An 18,215-nucleotide genomic window follows, 5' to 3' on the forward strand; every position below is an offset into this window, starting at 1 on the left:
GCGCGCCGAGCGCGGCCGGGCCGATGACGACGAGCGGGCTCGGCGAGGTCGCGGCCGGGGACGGCTCGTCCGCCTCCCGCTCGTAGGACGCCAGCACCTCGGCGCGCGGCGCGCCGGGCATGCCGTCCGGGACGCGCCGGGCCAGCAGGCGCGGCAGCGTGCCCTTCTCGATCGCGGCGATGACCTCGGCCACCGCGGTTCCGTCGGCCGCCTCGCCGCGCATCAGCGCGCCCAGGACGCCGCGTTCGAGCCGGGCGCGGGCGGTGTGCAGCAGCTGCCGGACGGTGTCGGGCGCGAGCCCGAGGACGTGCGCGATGTCCGGGACCTCCAGCCATTCGCCCGCCTCCAGCAGCAGCGCCTCGCGCTGCTCGGCGCGGAGCGCGGCGGCGGCGCGCAGCAGCGGGTCGGCCTCGCCCGCCGCGACCCGCCAGGGCCGGTCGAACGCGCCACGGGACCGGGCCGCGGTGCGGGAGAGCGCGTACATCCAGAGCACGACGTCGCCGCGCGGGGGATGCCGGACGGCGGCCGCGAAGGCGTCGTGCACCGCCGTCGCCGCGTCGTCGCCGAGGAGCGACCAGCCGTGCGCGTACAGGCGGGCGGCGTGCGCGTCGTAGAGGGAACCCGGGTCCCCGCGCATGGTGACCTCCGTAATGGGGCCGGCTCTGGCGAGCCGATGGGAGCCGACCGGTGCACCGCCCGGCGCAGGGGGCAGAGGCTCGGGACGGACCGGTGGGAATCGGGACTCTAGTGCATTCCGGAAAAGGGGTGGAAGCGGGGGTCCGGCGTGTCGCGAGAGGGTCCCCGGCCTGCTCAGCGGCCTCGCGAGGGGCGGAGCTACCTGCCGGTTTGGTGTCAGTTGGGGGATTGTTACCTGAATCACAGGCTTCCTGATCCGTTTCAGCAGGGAAGATTCGAACTTGTGATCGAAAATTCTCGCCGCCTGCGTCTCGAGGACGTGCACAGCCACGTCACCGGGACCTGCTTCAAGACCGGTCCCCCCGGAACCGTCGGGGCGGAGACCGAATGGTTCGTCATCGACCCGCGCGAGCCCGGGGCCCCGATCCCGGCCGCCACCGTCCGCGCCGCCGTCGAGCAGGCCGGGCCGCCGCCCGGCGGCAGCGCCGTCACCTACGAGCCCGGCGGCCAGCTGGAGCTCAGCTCGGCCCCGTTCCCCGGCCTCGCGCCCCTGCACCGGGCGCTGGCCGCGGACATCGCCCACGTCCGGGACGCGCTGGAGCCCGCCGGGCTGACCCTGGCCGGGCACGGCGTCGACCCGCACCGGCCCCCCGGATTCCAGGCCGAGCACCCCCGGTACGCCTGCCAGCGCGACTACTACATCGCGCGCGGCTTCGCCGAGGCCGGCCCGCAGATGATGTGCTCCACCGCGTCCGTGCAGGTCAACCTGGACATCGGCGCGGACGACGCGGACGCGGCCCGGCGCTGGCGGCTGGTGCACGCGCTCGGCCCCGTGCTGGTCGCCGCCTTCGCCAACTCGCCGCGCCGCGCCGGGCGGCGCACCGGCTGGGCGTCCACCCGGCAGGCCATCTGGGCCGAGCTGGACCCGTGCCGCACCGCCTCGGTGCTGCGCGACGCCGCCGAGAGCCCCGCCGACGCCTGGACCCGGTACGCGCTGGACGCCCGGGTCATGCTCGTGCGCGCGCCCGGGGACCGGTGGATCGCCGACCCCGGCCTGACCTTCGGCGAGTGGGTGGACAAGGGCGAGCCCACCGCCTCGGACCTGGAGTACCACCTGTCCACGCTGTTCCCGCCGGTCCGCCCGCGCGGCTGGCTGGAGCTGCGCATGATCGACGCGCTGCCCGAGCGGTACTGGTCCGTGCCCGTCGCCGTCGCGACCGCCCTGCTGGACGACCCGCGCGCGTCGTCCGCCGCCGAGGCCGCCACCGCCCGCTTCGCCGGGCGCGCCGGGGCCGCCTGGTGGGAGCCCGCGGCGCGGCACGGGCTCGCCGAGCCGGTGCACGCGGACGCGGCGCGCGCCTGCTTCGAGGCCGCGCTGTCCGCGCTGCCGGGGATGGGCGCGTCCGCGCTGGTCCCGGCCGTCGCCGACTACGCCGACCGTTACGTCGAGCGGGGCCTGAGCCCCGCGTTCGCCGAGGAGACCTCCCGATGTTGACCGCACCCCACGCGAGCTCCGGCGTCCCGGACGAGGACGCACTCAAGGAGCTGGTGGCGGCCGAGCTGCTCGCCGCCCGCGACCGCAGCCTGGGACTGACCACCGGGTCGCTCTCGCGTCCCGAGCTGGTCGAACAGGTCTCGCCGCTGATGTCGCCCCTGGTCTGGGACCTGGCGCACGTCGGCAACTACGAGGAGCTGTGGCTGCTGCGCGCCGCCGCCGGGATCACCCCGATGCGCCCGGAGATCGACAGCCTCTACGACGCGTTCGAGCACCCGCGCGCCGAGCGGCCCACGCTGCCGCTGCTGTCCCCGGACGACGCGCGCGCCTACATCGCCCAGGTCAGGACGAAGGTGCTCGACTCGCTCGAGCGGGTGTCGTTCGACTCCGGGAACCGGCTGATGTCGGGCGGGTTCGTGTACGGGATGGTCCTCCAGCACGAGCACCAGCACGACGAGACGATGCTCGCGACGCACCAGCTCCGCAAGGGCGAGCCCGCCCTGCTCGACCGCGCGCCCTCGGACCTGCCGGTCTCGCTCGTCCCGGCGGCCGAGGCGCTGGTCCCGGCCGGCCCGTTCGTCATGGGCGCCTCGGACGACCCGTGGGCCTACGACAACGAGCGCCCCGGGCACGTCGTGGACCTCCCCGCCTACTACATCGACACCGAACCGGTCACCAACGCCGACTACCAGCGCTTCATCGAGGACGGCGGATACGACGAACGCCGCTGGTGGACGGACGCCGGATGGGACTGGCGCAACGCCTCCGGCAAACGCGCGCCCGCGTTCTGGACGCGCGAGGGCTCGTCCTGGGTACGGCGCCGTTTCGGACGCGTCGAGACCGTCCCGCCGAACGAGGCCGTCCAGCATGTGTGCTGGTACGAGGCCGACGCGTACGCGCGATGGGCGGGCAAGCGCCTGCCCACCGAGGCCGAATGGGAGAAGGCCGCTAGGCACGACCCCGAAAAGGACCGTTCCCGCCGTTTCCCGTGGGGCGACTCATGGGGGGAGGGACGCGCCAACCTCGGTCAGCGCTTCCTGCACCCGACCGAGGCCGGAACCTACGCGTCCGGTGCGTCCGCCTATGGCGTGCGCAAGCTCATCGGGGACGTTTGGGAGTGGACGTCCAGCGACTTCCACGGCTACCCCGGATTCGAGTCGTTCCCCTACAAGGAGTACTCGGAGGTCTTCTTCGGGCCTGACTACAAGGTCCTGCGAGGGGGCTCCTGGGCGACGCACCCGCTCGCGGTGCGCGGGACGTTCCGCAACTGGGACTACCCGATCCGCCGCCAGATCTTCAGCGGCTTCCGCTGTGCGAGGTCGCTCTGATGTGCCGCCACCTCGGATACCTCGGACCGGCCCTCCCGCTGCACGACCTCGTGTACGCGGGGGACCACAGCATGGAGCACCAGTCGTACGCGCCGCGCATGACGAGCGGGAACCTGCTCAACGCGGACGGCTACGGCGTCGGCTGGTACCAGGCGGGCGAGACCTTCCGGTTCCGCCGGTCGCAGCCCATCTGGACGGACGCGTCGTTCCGCGAGGTCGCGCGCGCGGTGTCCGCGCCGTGCGCCGTGGTCGCGCTCCGGTCGGCGACGACCGGCTTCCCCGTGGACGAGTCGTCCGCCCAGCCGTTCCGCGCCGGGACGCGCCTGTTCAGCCACAACGGCAAGGTCGAGGACTTCGCGGGCGTCGAGGCCAAGCTGCGCGAGCTGGCCGGGGACCTCGCCGAGGTCCCGGACGCCCGCGCGGCCGTGGACTCGGCCCTGCTGTTCGCGATCGCCGCCCGGGCCTGGCGGGACGGCGCGTCCCTCGGAGAGGGGCTCGCCGCGACCGTCGCGACCGTGACCGGCCTCGCGTCCGGCCGCTACAACCTGCTGGCGTCCGACGGGACGTCGCTCGCCGCGACCACGTGGGGCGACTCCCTGTTCGTCCGTGAAGGGCCCGGCCGCGCCGAGTCCGCCGGCGAACGGCCGGACGCGCTGTGGATCGCGTCCGAGCCGCTGGACGCCGATCCCGCCTGGCGCGCCGTCCCGGACGGCTCGCTGGTCACCGCCGACCTCGCGTCCGGCGTCCGGATCGACGCGCTATGACCGCCGCCGCCCGCTCCCACTCACCTGGAGAATCCGTGGACCTGTTCCTCACCGCCGACGACCTCGCCAAGTCGCTGCGCCGGGACGTCGCCGAAGGGCTCGCCGCGAGCCCCAGGACGCTTCCGCCGAAGTGGTTCTACGACGAACGGGGCAGCGCCCTGTTCGAGGACATCACCCGGCTCGACGAGTACTACCCGACCCGCCGCGAGCGGGAGATCCTGGCGGCGCGGGCCCCCGCGATCGCGGAGGAGACCGGCGCGACGATGCTGCTGGAGCTCGGCGCGGGCTCCGGCGAGAAGACCCGCCTGCTGCTCGCCGCGCTCGCCGGGACGCTGCGCTCCTACGTCCCGGTGGACGTGTCCGGCGACTTCCTCGGCGAGGCCGCCGCCGCGATCGCCGCCGACCATCCGGGGCTGACCGTCCGGCCCGTGGTCGCCGACTACGAGCACCACCTGAACCAGCTGCCCACCGACGGCCGCCGCCTGATCGCGTTCCTCGGCGGGACGATCGGGAACATGCCGCCAGCCGCCCGCATCGCCTTCCTCGGCGGCCTGCGCGCCACCATGGGGCCGGAGGACGCGCTGCTGCTGGGCTGCGACCTGGTCAAGGACGAGGAGCGGCTGGTCCGCGCCTACGACGACGCGGCCGGGGTGACGGCGGAGTTCGACAAGAACGTCCTGCGGGTGATCAACCGCGAGCTGGACGCCGACTTCGACCCCGACGCGTTCGAGCACCGCGCGGTCTGGAACGCGGCGGACGAGTGGATCGAGATGCGGCTGCGGTCGCTGCGCGACCAGACCGTCCGGATCGGCGCGCTGGACCTGACCTGCGCGTTCGCGAAGGACGAGGAGATGCGCACCGAGATCTCCGCCAAGTTCCGCCGCGAGCGCCTGGAGAGCGAGCTCGGCGCCGCCGGGCTGCGGCTCGCCGAGTTCTGGACGGACGAGGCCGGCGACTTCTCGCTCAGCCTCGCCCGTCCGGCGTGACTCATCCCGCCAGCGGGACGGCGGGCGCGACGGCCGGTGTGACGGCGGGTGTGACGACGGGTGTGACGACGGGGGAGTCCCCGAGCACCGGGTAGTCGGTGTATCCGGTCGCCTCGCCCGTGTACATGAGGTACCGGTCCTGGATCTGGTTGAGCGGCGCGCCGAGGCGCAGCCGCTCGACCAGGTCCGGGTTCGCGAGGAACGGGCGGCCGAGCGCGACCAGGTCGGCGCCCGCGTCCACGAGCCGCTCGGACTTCGCCGCGACATCGCCGGTGGTGAAGTCGTCCAGGATCGGGTTCGCGATCAGGACGGTCGGCCACAGGGCGCGGATCTCCTGGAAGAGCGGCGCGTCCGGGTCGGCGTACACGATGTGCAGGTAGGCCGGGCCGATCTCGGCGAGCCCCCGGACGAGCACCGGGTACAGGACGTCGGTGTCGTCCTCGCGCAGGTCGTTCGCCGTGACTCCGGGGGAGATCCGGACGCCGACGCGGTCGGCCCCGACGGCGTCCACGACCGCCCGCGTGACCTCCAGCGTGAACCGGACGCGGTTCTCGACCGAGCCTCCGTAGCCGTCCGTCCGGAGGTTGGTGTTGGAGCCGAGGAACTGGTGCAGCAGGTACCCGTTCGCCGAGTGCACCTCGACGCCGTCGAAGCCCGCGTCGATCGCGTTGCGCGCGGCGGCGGCGAAGTCCCGCGCCGTGCGGTGGATCTCGTCCTCGGTCATCTCACGCGGGACGACGGCGGGAACCGGCCCGGCGGGCGTGTGGATCGTGTCCGGGAGCGGGACGGCCGAGGGCGCGACGGGGTGCAGGCCGCTGTTGTCGGGGTGCCCGACGCGTCCGCCGTGCTGGATCTGGAGGAACGTCCGCCCGCCCTCGTCCCGGACGGCGCCGGTCACGCCGCGCCAGCCGGTCACGTGCGCCGCGCCGTGGATCGCCGGGACGTTCGGGTAGGTCTGCCCGACGGCGTTCGGCGTGGCGGCCTCGGCGATGATCAGCCCGGCGGTCGCGCGCTGCCTGTAGTAGGTCTCCATCAGGGCGCCGGGGACGCCGTCGGCGTCCGCGCGGTTGCGGGTCATCGGGGCCATGACCAGCCGGTTCCGCAGAGCGAGCGGGCCAAGGGCGGCGGGGGAGAGAAGGGTGTCGTTCAGCATGGTCTTACTACCTTTCAGCGAGTGGGGAAGGCGTCCCGGCGGGCGATGACGACCACCGCGAGCACCGGGGCGAGCAGGAGGAGGGCGGTCCAGGGCAGAGCGGACGCGCCGAACCGGTCGAGCAGGACGCCGCCCGCGACGCCGCCGCCCGCCATGGCCACGTTCCAGAGGGTGACCAGGAGCGCCTGGGCCGCGTCGGCCGCGCCGTCCCCGGCCCTGCCGCCCGCGGTTCCGGCGGCGGTCTGGAGCAGCGTCGGCGCGCCGCCCCAGCCGAGGCCCCACAGGGCCGCCGCGACGTAGACCAGGACGGCCGAGCCGGACAGCAGCGCCAGGACGGCCGCGGCCACGGCGACGAGCAGCACGCTCGCGATCGACAGCAGCCGCAGGTGCCGGTGGATCCGCGCGCCGACGACCGCGATGCTCAGCAGGGACGCGCCGCCGAAGACCAGCAGCACCCGGTCGGTCGAGCCGCCCATGCCCAGCCGGTCCAGGAACGTGGCGACGTAGGCGTACAGGACGGTGTGCGCGAGGACGTACACCAGCGTGACGAACAGGACGGGGGCGACGCCCGCCACGCGCAGCACGCGCGGCCTCGGCTCCCCGGATCCGCGCCGCCGCCCCGGGGCGTCGGGCACGGACGCGGCGATCCACCCGACCAGGACGACCGTGAGCGCGCTCATCGTCCAGAACGCCGTCCTCCAGCCGAGCGCCGAGCCGAGGAACGTGCCCGCCGGGACGCCCAGGGACAGCGCGACCGGGATCCCGGCCATCGCGACCGCGATCGCGCGGCCCTCCAGCCCGGCCGGGGCCAGCCGGCGCGCGTACCCGGCGAGCAGCGCCCAGGCCAGGCCCGCCGCGATCCCGGCGGCGAACCGCGCGACCATCGTCAGCGTGTAGTCGGAGGAGACGGCAGTGACGCCGTTCGCGACGGCGAACCCGGCAACGGTCGTGAGCAGCAGCCGCTTGCGCCGCCAGCCCGCGGTCGCTGCGGTCAGCGGCGCGGCGGTCAGCGCCGTGCCGAGGGCGTAGACCGTCACGGTCTGCCCGGCGGCGGACGCCCCGACCCCGAGGCCCGCGCTCATCGCGGGCAGCAGCCCGGCGGGCAGCGTCTCGGTCAGGCTGGTGATGAACACGGCCGTGGCCAGGGCCAACAAGGGCGACATCGGCAGCCGCCGGGCTGCGGCCTCGGGCTCGGCGACCGGCACGGCGGTCGTCTGTTCGGTGGTGACCAACTCGTCCTCCTCAACTGGACAGGGACGACGATGCCTCCGGGTCCTTCGGGAACGCTGACGGGCGGCTGATGGAAGATCCGAATAGGCTGCCGACGTGCGGTTCGGGGTACTTGGTCCGGTAATGGTGTGGGACGACGCGGGCGCGCCCGTCGCGGTTCCGGAGGCGAAGGTGCGGGCGCTGCTCGCCGACCTGCTCGTCCGGCCGGGCGCGGCGGTGTCCGCGGACCGGCTGATCGACGATCTCTGGGGTGACCGCCCTCCCGGGAACCCGGCCAACGCGCTCCAGGCGAAGGTGTCGATGCTGCGGCGCGTCCTCGGCCGGGACCGGGTCGTCCGGGAGGCGGCCGGGTACCGCCTCGTCCTGGACGACTCCGTCTCCGTGGACTCCGAGACGTTCGCGTCCCTCGTCCAACGCGCGCGCACGATGGACGACCCGCGCGCACGCGCCGCCGTCCTCGCGGAGGCCCTCGGCCTCTGGCGCGGCCCCGCGTTCGCCGACGTCGCCGACGAGGAGTTCGCGCGGACGGCCGCCGACCGGCTCGACGACCGGCACCTCGACGTCCTGGAGGAGCACGCCGAGGCGAGCCTCGCCGCGGGGGACCACCTGCCGCCCGCCGGGGGACTGGCCGACCTCGTGGCCCGGCACCCCCTGCGCGAACGGCTGCGCGTCGTCCACGCGAAGGCGCTGTACCAGGCCGGACGGCAGGGCGAGGCCCTCGAAACCCTCGCTGACCTGCGTAAACTCCTCGCGGACGAGCTGGGCGTCGACCCCGGCCCCGAAGCCGCCGCCCTCCACGAGGCCATCCTCCGGCAGGACGCGTCCCTCGCGCCCGCCCCGCCCGCCGCTCCGGAGAAGCCGCCCGCCGCGACGAACCTGCCCGTCTCCCTGACCGGCCTCGTCGGACGCGGCGCCTGCCTCGCCGACGTCGTCCGCCTCCTCGGCGCGACGCGCCTGGTCACGCTCGTCGGGCCCGGCGGTGTCGGCAAGACGCGCCTGGCCGTCGAGTCCGCGCGCGGCGCGGCGGGCCCGGACGGCGCCTGGCTGGTCGAGCTGACCGCGCTGCACGGCGGCGTTGCGGACCTGGCGCAGCACATCGCGGCCGTCCTCGGCGTCCGCGACGAGCTGCCGGGCACCGCCGGCGCCTGGGGCCCCGCCGCCGACCCGGCCGGACGCCTCGCGGACGCGCTGCGCGACCGGCGGATCCTGCTCGTCCTGGACAACTGCGAGCACGTGGTCGAGGAGGCCGCCGAGCTCGTCGCGCTCCTGCTGGCCGCCGCGCCCGGCCTGCGCGTCCTCGCGACCAGCCGGGAACCCCTGGCCGTGGACGGCGAGACCGTCTACCAGGTCGAACCGCTCGGCGAGGACGACGCGGTCCGGCTGTTCGCCGAGCGCGCCGCCGCGTCCGCGCCGGGCTTCTCGCTCGACCGGGACCGTGACGCCGTCGCCGAGATCTGCCGCCGCCTGGACGGCATCCCGCTCGCGCTGGAGCTCGCCGCGACCCGCGTCCGCGCCCTCGGCGCCCGCGAGCTCGCGGCCCGGCTCGGCGACCGGTTCCGCGTCGTGGCGGCCGAGCGGCGCGGCGCGCCCGCCCGGCAGCGCACCCTCCGCGCGATGATCGACTGGAGTTGGGAGCTGCTCACCCCGTCCGAGCGGATCGTCCTGCGCCGCCTCGCCGTCCACCGGGACGGCTGCGACCCGGCGGCGGCCGAGGCGGTCTGCGCCTGCGGCGGCGTCCACGCCACCGAGGTGCTCGGCCTGGTCACCCGCCTCGTGGACCGGTCCCTGGTCGTCATGGCCGAGGGCCCGGACGGCCCGCGCTACCGGCTGCTGGAGTCCGTCGCCGCCTACGCGCTCGAGCGCCTGGACGAGGCCGAGGAACTCGCCGCGACCCGCGACCGGCACCTGCGCCACTACCTCGCGCTCGCCGAGACCGCCGAGCCCCTCCTGCGCGGCCCCGAACAGCGCGCCTGGCTCACCCGCCTCGACACCGAAGCCGCCAACCTGCGAGCCGCTTTGGAGAACACCTCCGCATCGGACGCGGCTCGGATGGTGACGGCGCTGACCTGGTGGTGGCTGTTGCGCGGGCGGTTCCACGAGGCGCGCGGAGCCCTGGCGGAGCACGCGCCGGGCGGCCTCCTCCACACCGCGTTCGCGCTGCTCACCGGCGACCACACGGCGTCCGCCGAACCCGACGGCGAGGGACGCGCCGTCTGGCTCTACGCCTACGGCCTGTTCCACGCCGGACGTCCGGACGCGAGCCGCGAGGCCAACGCGCGCGCACAGGAGCTGTTCACCGAGAACGGCGACCGCTGGGGAACCGCCGCGGCGCTCGCCCTGAGCGCCATGCACGCGATGAACGCGGGTGACCTCGCCGCGATCGCCGACACCGGGGAACGCGCCGCCGCCCTGTTCCGCGACCTCGGCGACCGGTGGGGCGAGCTCCAGACCGTCCTGCCGCTGGCGAACCTGGCCGAGGTGCGCGGCGACTACGCCGAGGCCGGACGGCTCCAGTCCGAGGGCCTCGGCATCGCCCGCGACCTGGGGCTGCGCGCCGAGGAGTCCGAGCGGCTGTCCGGGCTGGGCCGCCTGGCGCTGCTCGCCGGGGACGCGGAGCGCGCCCACGACCTGCACGAACGCGCCCGGAGGCTGGCCGCCGAGCAGGGCTACCGGTACAGCGAGGTGTACGCGCTGGTGGGCCTCGCGCTCGGCGCCCGCCGCAGCGGCGACCTCGACGACGCCGAGGCGCGCCTGCTGGCCATCCGGGAGGGGCACGAGTCGTCCCCGCTCGGCGAGCACCTGATGGCGGCCGAGCTGGGCTTCGTCGCCGAGCTGCGCGGCGACGCGGACGCGGCCCTCGCCCACCAGCGCGAAGGGCTCGCGATCGCGGTCGAGCTGGCCGAGCCGCGCTCCCTCGCGCTCTCCCTGGAGGGCATGGCGGGCGTGTCCGCCCTGGTGGGCGACGCGTCGCGGGCCGCGCTGCTGCTCGGGGCGGCGGACGCGGCGCGGCGCGCGGTGGGGGCTCCGCTGCCGTCCGCCGAGCGCGGCGACGTCGACCGGATCACGGCGTCCGCCGCGTTCGCGCTGGGGGACGCCGCGTTCGCCGCCGCCTTCGAAGAGGGTGCCCGCCTCCCCGTGGACGAGGCCGCCCGCCTGGCCGCCGACCAAGCCGTCAGCCGCGCCGCCGGCTAAGCGGTCAGCTGCTGCCGGCCGGATGCGCCAGCCCGGCCTTCCGCAGGTCCTCGGCCAGGCGTGTCGCGAGGTAGCGGTGGCCGTCCAGGGTCGGGTGGGTGCCGTCCGGCTTGATGTACCGGGCGGCGTTCCCCGTGCCCTTGTCCCGGTCCCCGGTGATCCACTTCTCGGTGAAGGGGTCGATGAACGGGATCTTCAGCTGGGACGCGACCGTCCGCAGCCCGTCCCGCACCGCGAGGGCCCCGGTGGACGGGTGGTCGCTGCCCCACATCGGCCCGATCAGGACGATCCGCGTCTTCGGCCACCGCGACCTGATCTTCTGGAGCAGCGTGCGCGCCGCGTCCGAGACCTTCCCGGCCGGGTACTTGCCGTCGTTGTGCCCGCCGGACACCACGAGCAGCGCGGGTGGGGGCCGCCAGCCGAGCTGGTCCTCGAAGAGCTTGTCGAACGGGGTGTGCTTGCTGCTCGGGTTGACGAACCCGGTTCCGGAACGTCCGCCCTGGACGACCTGCCAGCCCAGCAGCCGCGCGGTGGCGGCGGCATAGGTGGTCTCGGGCTGCACGCGTTTCTCGCCGACCGTGTAGGAGTCGCCCAGGAACATCACCACGGGCGCGGACGCCGAGCCCCGGCCGTTGGCCTTGGGAGACTTCGCCTTCCCCGCCTCGTGCGCGCGCGAGGCGCACCCGGTCACGAGAAGCGGAACGCAGATCAGCAGGGACGCCGCGCTACGGCGGACGCGGCGAGACGCCATCGACAAACCACCATCGTTCGGAACATTCTCCGCGCATACTAGCGAGCCCGACCTGCCGGAAGTGCCGTTTCCCGCGGCATGATCATCGTCCTTCCGCCCCCGGAGGGGTGCGGAGGGGCACGCCCTCCTCCGCGTGCCCCTCCGCACCCGCCTCGGGCCGGGTCAGCCGTCCAGCGGGCGGAGCTCGTCCGCGTAGCTGACCGAGGTCCGGCGCATGACGCCGTCGTCGCTGATCGAGTACTGGCCGAGCCGCCACAGCGGAGGCGAGTACGCGTGGATCGACACGCTCGACTCGGCCGACCCCACCAGGCGGTGGATGTGGTCCGGGCCGAACGCGAACGACGCGCCCTCGCCCACCCGCACGCGCACGTGCTCGCCGCCGATGCGCGGGTTGCACTCCTCCAGCTCGCCCGCGACCACCCGGACGGCGCCCGACGACACGTCGTGGTCGTGCCAGCCCGTGTCGTTCTCCGGCGTCCAGCAGAGCAGCCACACGTCCACGTACTCGTCCCGGTAGAGGGACGCGTAGTGGCGTTCGTCGTCGGAGAAGGCGACGTGCCGCCCCCAGACCTCCGGCCGCAGGGCCAGGTCGTCGACCAGGCCGCGCAGCTCGCGCTTGTCCAGGGCGCGGGCGGGCAGCTCCGGCAGACAGGAGTCGCCCTCGGTGAGAACTGCGTCAGACGACATGGGTTCGCTCCTTTCCCTCGAGTAGCCGGAACGGGTTGGCCACGCGGAAGGCGTGGCGGGCGGCCTCGCCGAGGCCGAGCTCTTGGGGGTCCGCGTAAGGACGGTCGCTGCCGTGGACCACGACGTCCACGCCGAGGGCGCGGACGACCGCGTCGGCGGCACGCGGCCCATAGGAGGAGGTCTCGACGAAGACGTCGCGGTCGATCTCGCCTCGTCCGCCCCCACGGGCGATGAACCGTTCGCCGTGCACCGGCGCGAGGCCCGCCAGCAGGGCGAAGCAGACGCGCAGGCGCGGGAAGGCGGGCCGCCCGAACGCCCGGAACGCGTACCAGGCCGCATGCATCTGGGAGACATAGGAGACGACCGGAGCCCACCAGCCGGGCTCCTCCGCGCCGGGACGGACCGCCCCGGCGGCCGGGCCCGGGTGGACGAACAGGGGCAGCCCGCGCTCCTCGAGCAGGGAGAGGAGCGGCGCGCAGTGCCGGTACCCGGACGCGTCGAGCAGCGCCGTCGCGGGGAGCTGGAGCCCGGCGAACCCGCGGTCGAGCTCGCGGGCCAGGGCGTCCGCGTCGATCCCGGTCACGCAGGCGGACGCCCAGGCGCGGAACGGCGCGGGGAGCGCGGCGGCCCCGTCGTGATAGGCGTCCAGGAGGGGACGCGCCTCGTCCGGGGGGAGGAACTCGATGCCGAGGGGCGAGGAGAGGGAGACGAGGGCGAGATCGAGGCCGTCCTCCCGCGCCCGCGCGGCCCGCCCGGCCACGTCATGATCGTCGGGATCCACCTCGTACGGCGGCTCCCCGGCCAGGTGGAGCGTCCAGCCGTCCAGGCGCGGCGGGGCCGTCCGGGCGCGCAGCGCGGCGAGCAGGGGAGTGCCCCAGAGGTGCTGATGGACATCCACGCCGGGCACGCGCCGCCTCCTGGAGACCGTTCACTGAACCGCATCAGTTAACCGTTTCAGTGAACCGGTTCAGTGGCCGCCGCGTCAACCACATCCGGGAAAGGACCGCCCGACCGTCTAGGGTTGGGGGGCGTGAGCGACAGGCGGAAGCGGGCGACCATCCGGGAAGTGGCGCAGGCTACCGGCCTGTCGCCGGCGGCCGTCTCCTACGCGCTGCGCGGCATCCAGACCTCCGAGGAGACCCAGGAACGGGTCCGGGCCGCCGCCGAGGAGCTCGGCTACGAGGCCCACCCCATCGCCCGCGCCCTGGCCAGCGGGCGCACCGACATGGTCGGGCTGCTCTGCGGCTCCCTCGAGGACTACTGGCAGCAGTCCCTCGCCGTCGGCATCGGCCGCGCCCTGCTCGCCCGCGACCGCTACGCCCTCATCGTCGACGCCGGCGGCGACCCCGAACGCGAGCTCGCCCTCGCCCGCCGCCTCCGCGACCAGCGCGTGGACGGCCTGATCGTCCAGCCGCTCGATCCCGCCGCGAGCCTCTGGACCGACCTCGCCGAGACCCTCCCCGTCGTCTCCATCGGGGACGCCCTGCTCGGCGGCAAGGCCCAGGGCGAGGTCGTCTTCGACAACCGGCGCGGCGTCACCCTCGCCCTGGAGCACCTGCGCGACCTCGGGCACCGCCGCGTCGCCGTGTTCACCCCGACCCGCGCCAGCACCCCCGACCGGCCCGCCGACGTCCACGTCAACGCCGAGGCCGACCGGCTCGGCCTCGCCGTCGAGGTGGTCGTCGCGCCGCCGTCACCGGCCGAGACCACCGAGGTCGCCCTGCGCGTCCTCGCGGGCCCCGACCGGCCCTCGGCCGTGTTCTGCTTCGCCGACTCGATCGCCTACGCCGTCTACGCCGCGACCCGGGCCCTCGGCCTGTCGGTCCCGGGCGACCTGGCCGTCTGCGGCTACGACAACCACCCCATGTCCGCGCTGCTCACCCCGCCGCTGACCACCGTCGACTGGGACATCGACGGCATCGTCGACGCCGCCGTCCGGCTCGTCGTGGACGTCATCGACGGCAAGCCGCGCAAACGCCGCGTCGTCCGCGAACCGGAGCTGATCGTCCGGCCGTCCACCACCGCCTGACCGCCCGCACCGCCTACTCGGCGGGGAGCAGGCGGGCCAGGACGGGGACGAGGTCGTCGGCGATCGCGATGTCGGCGTCCAGCGGACGGTCCGCCACACCGTCCGGCAGGACGGCCGCCGCCCGGTCGAACGCCGCGCGCAGCGGACCGCCGGACGGCGCCCGCCCCTGCATCCGCAGCGCCCGCACCGCCGCGACCAGCTCGCACGCCAGCCCGATCCGGTACGCCGCGACCGCCTCGCCCGTCGCCCGCGCCGACTGCGTCGCGAACCCCGCGTGCTCCTCCACCCCGCGCGACAGCACCGCGCTTCCGAGCGCCGCCGGGGCCGCCTGCCGCCGGACGTCCGCGAGCGCCGAGTGCGCCACGTACTCCAGGATCATGATCCCGGAGGCGGCCTCCACGTCCGCCTGGAACGGGCGCAGGCCCGTGAAGGACGGCTCGGTGAGCGTCCCCAGCCGCGCCGCCGACAGCGCCCCCGCCTGGAACAGCGCGAGCCGCGCCGCGTCCAGCGCGAGGCCCGTCCCGGCGGTGTGGAAGTTCCCGTTGTGCCAGACCTCGGCGTCCGCGGCGTTCACGGCGTCCGTGACGTCCACCATCGGATTCTCCGCCGCGCTGTTGACCACCCGCGCGACGGTCGTCTCCGCGTGCCGCGCCGCCTCCATCGCCGGGGCGTGGACCTGCGGAAACGCCCGGTACCCGTACGGGTCCTGGATGCGCGCCGGGGTGTCGTCCTCGTAGGCGAGCAGGGTCCGCATCGCCGCCGCCACCTCCGCCTGGGCGGGCTGCGCCCGGTGCACGGCGGGCGCGTACGGCTCCCGCGACCCGCGCACGGCCAGCAGCGACAGCGCCGCGACCACCACCGACGCGTCCAGCGCCGTTTGTAGGTCCGTGACCGCCAGGGCCGCCTCGCCCAGCGTCGCCGCGTTCGAGCTCATGAACGCCAGCGCGTCCGCCGAACTGAGGGGGAAGCGCGGGGCGACCGACGCATCCGGGAACGTCTCGGAGTCGTGGCCCAGCCACGACCGCTCGCCGATCAGGCAGAGCGCGGTCGACGCCAGCGCGGTCAGGTCGCCGGTGCCGATCGCCCCGTACACCGGGACGGGCGGCAGGACGCCCAGGTTCAGCGCGTCCGCGAGCGCCGTCAGCACCCCCGGATCCACGCCCGACCCGCCCGCCGCGATCTGGTTCGCCCGGACGACCAGCATCGCCCGCACCACCTCGGCCCGCACCAGAGGCCCGGCCCCCGCCGCGTGGCTCCGCATCAGCCGCAGGCCGTGCGCGTCCGCGTCCTCCCATTCCACCTCGACCGCCCGGTTCGCCCCCACGCCCGTCGTCCGGCCGTAGACCGGCCGCCGCTCGGCGACACGCCGGACGGCGCTCCAGGCCTCACGGGCCCGCTTCCGGCCGTCCGCGGATATGGCGATCATCACGTCCGCGCGGGCCGCGCGGGTGACCAGATCGCAGGTGAGGGACGTCCCGTCGAGCTCGATCCGGCTGTGTACCACGGCGCTGCGCCCCTTTCTCGTGTTTTCAGGTCGATAACATCGACAGATATCGGGTTGACCCGGCGGGGCCCGTGTCGGAGATTGTCGGATGTCTAAGGTTGGGTGGATGCCGGTACCCATAACCCTTTTGTCGAGTGGAACGGCGTCACGGCGGCGCCCGGACAGGACGTGACTCGTTTGATCACCTTCACGGGCGTCACGAAGCGCTACCCGGACGGCACGGTCGCCGTGCACGATCTCGACCTGGAGATCGCGGCCGGGCGCATCACCGTGCTCGTCGGGCCGTCCGGATGCGGCAAGACCACCACCCTCCGCATGGTCAACCGGATGATCGACCCGACCTCCGGGACGATCACCGTCGACGGCCGCGACATCCGCGAGGTGGACCCGCCCCGCCTCCGCCGGGGGATCGGCTACGTCATCCAGCAGGCCGGCCTCTTCCCGCACCGCACGATCATCGACAACATCGCCACCGTGCCCTACCTGCTCCACCAGGACAAGAAGCAGGCCCGCACGCGCGCACTCGAACTGATGGAACGGGTCGGACTCGACACCGCCCTCGCCAAGCGCTACCCCGCCCAGCTGTCCGGCGGCCAGCAGCAGCGCGTCGGCGTCGCCCGCGCGCTCGCCGCCGACCCGCCGGTCATGCTGATGGACGAGCCGTTCAGCGCCGTCGACCCGATCGTCCGCGGCCAGCTCCAGGACGAGTTCCTCCGCCTCCAGAGCGAGCTGGAGAAGACGATCGTCTTCGTCACCCACGACATCGACGAGGCCGTCAAGCTCGGCCACCGCATCGCGGTGTTCCAGGTCGGCGGCGTCCTCGCCCAGTACGCCACCCCGGACGAGCTGCTCGCGAACCCCGCGAACGACTTCGTCCGCGACTTCCTCGGCGGCGACCGCGGCATCCGGCGGCTCCGCTTCGTCCAGGAACTCGACGCGGAGGCCGCGGCGGAGAGGCGAGCGGCCGTGCCGGAACCGGCCGAGCCACCCCCCGGTGGCGAGGCCGCGGCGGCGGGCGAGCGGTGAGCGCCGCCCTCTCCCCGGTCGCCGCCGGCGACAACGGGGAACCCCTGATCCGCTGGGACTGGATCGGCCACAACTCCGACATCATCACCCAGGCCCTCAACGACCACCTGGTCCTGTCGATCGTCCCGGTGGTGCTGGGCCTGGTGATCTCGCTGCCGATCGGCCTGCTGTGCGCCCGCTACCGCTGGCTGTACGCGCCCGTCGTCGGCCTCACCAGCGTGCTCTACGCCATCCCGGCGATCGCGCTGTTCGTCGTGCTGGTCGCCTTCACGGGCCTGACCCGCACCACCGTGATGATCCCGCTCACCCTGTACACCCTGTCGGTGCTGGTCCCCGCCGTCGTGGACGGCATGGACTCGGTGCCCGAGCACGTCCGGCAGGCGGCCACCGCCATGGGCTTCGGCACGCTGCGCCGGCTCGTCCAGGTCGAGCTGCCGATCGCCGTCCCCGTCGTCATGGCGGGCCTGCGCGTCGCGACCGTCTCCAACATCAGCCTCGTCTCGGTCGGCGCCCTCATCGGCGTCGGCGGCCTCGGCCAGCTGTTCACCGACGGCTTCAACCGCGACTTCACCACCCCGATCATCGTCGGCATCGCTCTGATCATCGCGCTCGCGATCGCCGCGGACGTCGTGCTCCTGGTCGTCCAACGCCTGCTCACGCCCTGGGCGCGGGCGGGGAGCAGCAGACGGGCCGCGCGCCGCGCCGTCCGGGCCGAGCCGGCCATGCCCGAGGAGGCCGCCCTGTGAACGCGATCCTCGACGCGATCCGCTGGTTCTTCCACGGCGAGCAGTGGCACGGCACCGACGGCATCCCGCACCGGCTCTCCGAGCACCTCTGGTACTCCGGCCTCGCCTTCGCGATCACCGTCGCGATCGCGCTGCCGCTCGGGCTGCTGCTCGGGCACGTCCGGCGCGGCAGGGCCGCCTCGTTCTTCGGGTTCTCGGTCATCGCGTCCGCCAACGGCGCGCGGGCCCTGCCGACGCTCGGCCTGCTCATCCTGGCCGTGCTGGTCACCTCGTCCAGCCTGGTCCCGACGCTGATCCCGCTGATCGTCCTCGCGATCCCGCCCGTCCTGGTGAACGCCTACACCGGCGTCCAGCAGGTCGAGCCCGGCCTGCGGGACGCGGCGGAGGGCATGGGCATGACCGGCACGCAGGTGCTGTGGCGGGTCGAGGCCCCCGTGGCGCTGCCGCTGGTGCTGCTCGGCCTGCGCACCGCCGCGATCCAGATCGTCTCCACCGCGACCATCGCCGCCTACGTCGGGCTCGGCGGCCTCGGCCGGTTCATCGTGGACGGCCTGAAGCGGCAGGAGTACTCCAGCACCGCGGGCGGCGCGATCCTCGTGATCCTGCTCGCCTTCCTCATCCAGTTCGTCTTCGCCCTGCTGCGCCGGGTCGCGGTCTCACCGGGACTACGGCGCACTTCCTGACATCT

At 74.5% G+C, this 18,215-nt stretch carries 15 protein-coding genes and 1 pseudogene; 9 read left to right on the forward strand and 7 right to left on the reverse strand.

Annotated features, from left to right (window positions below; genetic code table 11):
• On the reverse strand, positions 1-637 hold a 637-nt coding region (locus EBO15_RS14905; RefSeq protein ID WP_147481505.1), incomplete at its 3' end, for an RNA polymerase sigma factor.
• A 282-nt stretch (positions 638-919) separates the two neighbouring features.
• Between EBO15_RS14905 and egtA the strand changes: the two genes are divergently transcribed.
• The 4 genes from egtA to egtD are packed head-to-tail and all read left to right on the forward strand — an operon-like array spanning position 920 to position 5,209.
• The gene (gene egtA, locus EBO15_RS14910) at positions 920-2,131 is read left to right on the forward strand and encodes an ergothioneine biosynthesis glutamate--cysteine ligase EgtA (protein WP_233616198.1); all 1,212 of its coding nucleotides are present in this window, start codon (positions 920-922) and stop codon (positions 2,129-2,131) included.
• Complete coding sequence (gene egtB / locus EBO15_RS14915; protein ID WP_122194988.1) at positions 2,125-3,459, forward strand: ergothioneine biosynthesis protein EgtB; 1,335 nt, start codon at positions 2,125-2,127, stop codon at positions 3,457-3,459. The genes egtA and egtB overlap by 7 nt, the downstream gene beginning before the upstream one ends.
• Positions 3,459-4,223, forward strand: a complete 765-nt coding sequence (gene egtC, locus EBO15_RS14920; protein WP_122194989.1) for an ergothioneine biosynthesis protein EgtC — start codon at positions 3,459-3,461, stop codon at positions 4,221-4,223. The genes egtB and egtC overlap by 1 nt, the downstream gene beginning before the upstream one ends.
• A complete protein-coding gene (gene egtD, locus EBO15_RS14925) occupies positions 4,220-5,209 on the forward strand; it encodes an L-histidine N(alpha)-methyltransferase (RefSeq protein ID WP_122194990.1) in 990 nt (329 codons plus the stop codon). The genes egtC and egtD overlap by 4 nt, the downstream gene beginning before the upstream one ends.
• A gap of 1 nt (position 5,210) precedes the next feature.
• Here the strand turns inward: egtD and EBO15_RS14930 are convergent, their stop codons facing one another.
• The gene (locus EBO15_RS14930) at positions 5,211-6,362 is read right to left on the reverse strand and encodes an alkene reductase (protein ID WP_122194991.1); all 1,152 of its coding nucleotides are present in this window, start codon (positions 6,360-6,362) and stop codon (positions 5,211-5,213) included.
• A 14-nt stretch (positions 6,363-6,376) separates the two neighbouring features.
• Positions 6,377-7,594, reverse strand: coding sequence for an MFS transporter (locus EBO15_RS14935; protein WP_233616199.1), 1,218 nt, complete (start codon positions 7,592-7,594; stop codon positions 6,377-6,379).
• A gap of 121 nt (positions 7,595-7,715) precedes the next feature.
• On the opposite strand from EBO15_RS14935, the gene EBO15_RS14940 reads away from it, so the two are divergent.
• Entirely contained in the window at positions 7,716-10,784 is a 3,069-nt protein-coding gene (locus EBO15_RS14940; RefSeq protein ID WP_233616200.1) for a BTAD domain-containing putative transcriptional regulator, read from the forward strand.
• 4 nt (positions 10,785-10,788) lie between these two features.
• On the opposite strand, the gene EBO15_RS14945 is transcribed toward EBO15_RS14940, so the two are convergent.
• The 3 genes from EBO15_RS14945 to EBO15_RS14955 all read right to left on the reverse strand — a co-directional run bounded on the left by EBO15_RS14945 (position 10,789) and on the right by EBO15_RS14955 (position 13,129).
• On the reverse strand, positions 10,789-11,535 hold the full coding sequence (locus EBO15_RS14945) for an SGNH/GDSL hydrolase family protein (protein ID WP_122194992.1): 747 nt from the start codon (positions 11,533-11,535) through the stop codon (positions 10,789-10,791).
• Between the two features lie 162 nt (positions 11,536-11,697).
• A complete protein-coding gene (locus tag EBO15_RS14950) occupies positions 11,698-12,222 on the reverse strand; it encodes a cysteine dioxygenase (protein ID WP_122194993.1) in 525 nt (174 codons plus the stop codon).
• The gene (locus EBO15_RS14955) at positions 12,212-13,129 is read right to left on the reverse strand and encodes an amidohydrolase family protein (RefSeq protein ID WP_122194994.1); all 918 of its coding nucleotides are present in this window, start codon (positions 13,127-13,129) and stop codon (positions 12,212-12,214) included. Before EBO15_RS14955 ends, EBO15_RS14950 begins: the two co-directional genes overlap by 11 nt.
• Positions 13,130-13,252: 123 nt before the next feature.
• Here EBO15_RS14955 and EBO15_RS14960 point away from each other — a divergent pair, with 123 nt between their 5' ends.
• Positions 13,253-14,251, forward strand: a complete 999-nt coding sequence (locus EBO15_RS14960; RefSeq protein WP_122194995.1) for a LacI family DNA-binding transcriptional regulator — start codon at positions 13,253-13,255, stop codon at positions 14,249-14,251.
• A 13-nt stretch (positions 14,252-14,264) separates the two neighbouring features.
• On the opposite strand, the gene EBO15_RS14965 is transcribed toward EBO15_RS14960, so the two are convergent.
• Entirely contained in the window at positions 14,265-15,755 is a 1,491-nt protein-coding gene (locus EBO15_RS14965; RefSeq protein WP_122194996.1) for an aromatic amino acid lyase, read from the reverse strand.
• A gap of 177 nt (positions 15,756-15,932) precedes the next feature.
• Here EBO15_RS14965 and EBO15_RS14970 point away from each other — a divergent pair.
• From EBO15_RS14970 to EBO15_RS14980, 3 genes and pseudogenes are all read left to right on the forward strand, one after another.
• Positions 15,933-16,676 (forward strand): annotated as a pseudogene (locus EBO15_RS14970) (ABC transporter ATP-binding protein); the annotation flags it as partial.
• Positions 16,677-16,777: 101 nt separating this feature from the next.
• Positions 16,778-17,527, forward strand: a complete 750-nt coding sequence (locus tag EBO15_RS14975; RefSeq protein WP_122194998.1) for an ABC transporter permease — start codon at positions 16,778-16,780, stop codon at positions 17,525-17,527.
• Positions 17,524-18,210, forward strand: a complete 687-nt coding sequence (locus EBO15_RS14980) for an ABC transporter permease (RefSeq protein ID WP_122194999.1) — start codon at positions 17,524-17,526, stop codon at positions 18,208-18,210. Before EBO15_RS14975 ends, EBO15_RS14980 begins: the two co-directional genes overlap by 4 nt.
• The last annotated feature ends 5 nt before the right edge of the window (positions 18,211-18,215 follow it).

The organism is Actinomadura harenae (assembly GCF_003696215.1).
In the GTDB taxonomy this organism is placed as follows: domain Bacteria; phylum Actinomycetota; class Actinomycetes; order Streptosporangiales; family Streptosporangiaceae; genus Spirillospora; species Spirillospora harenae.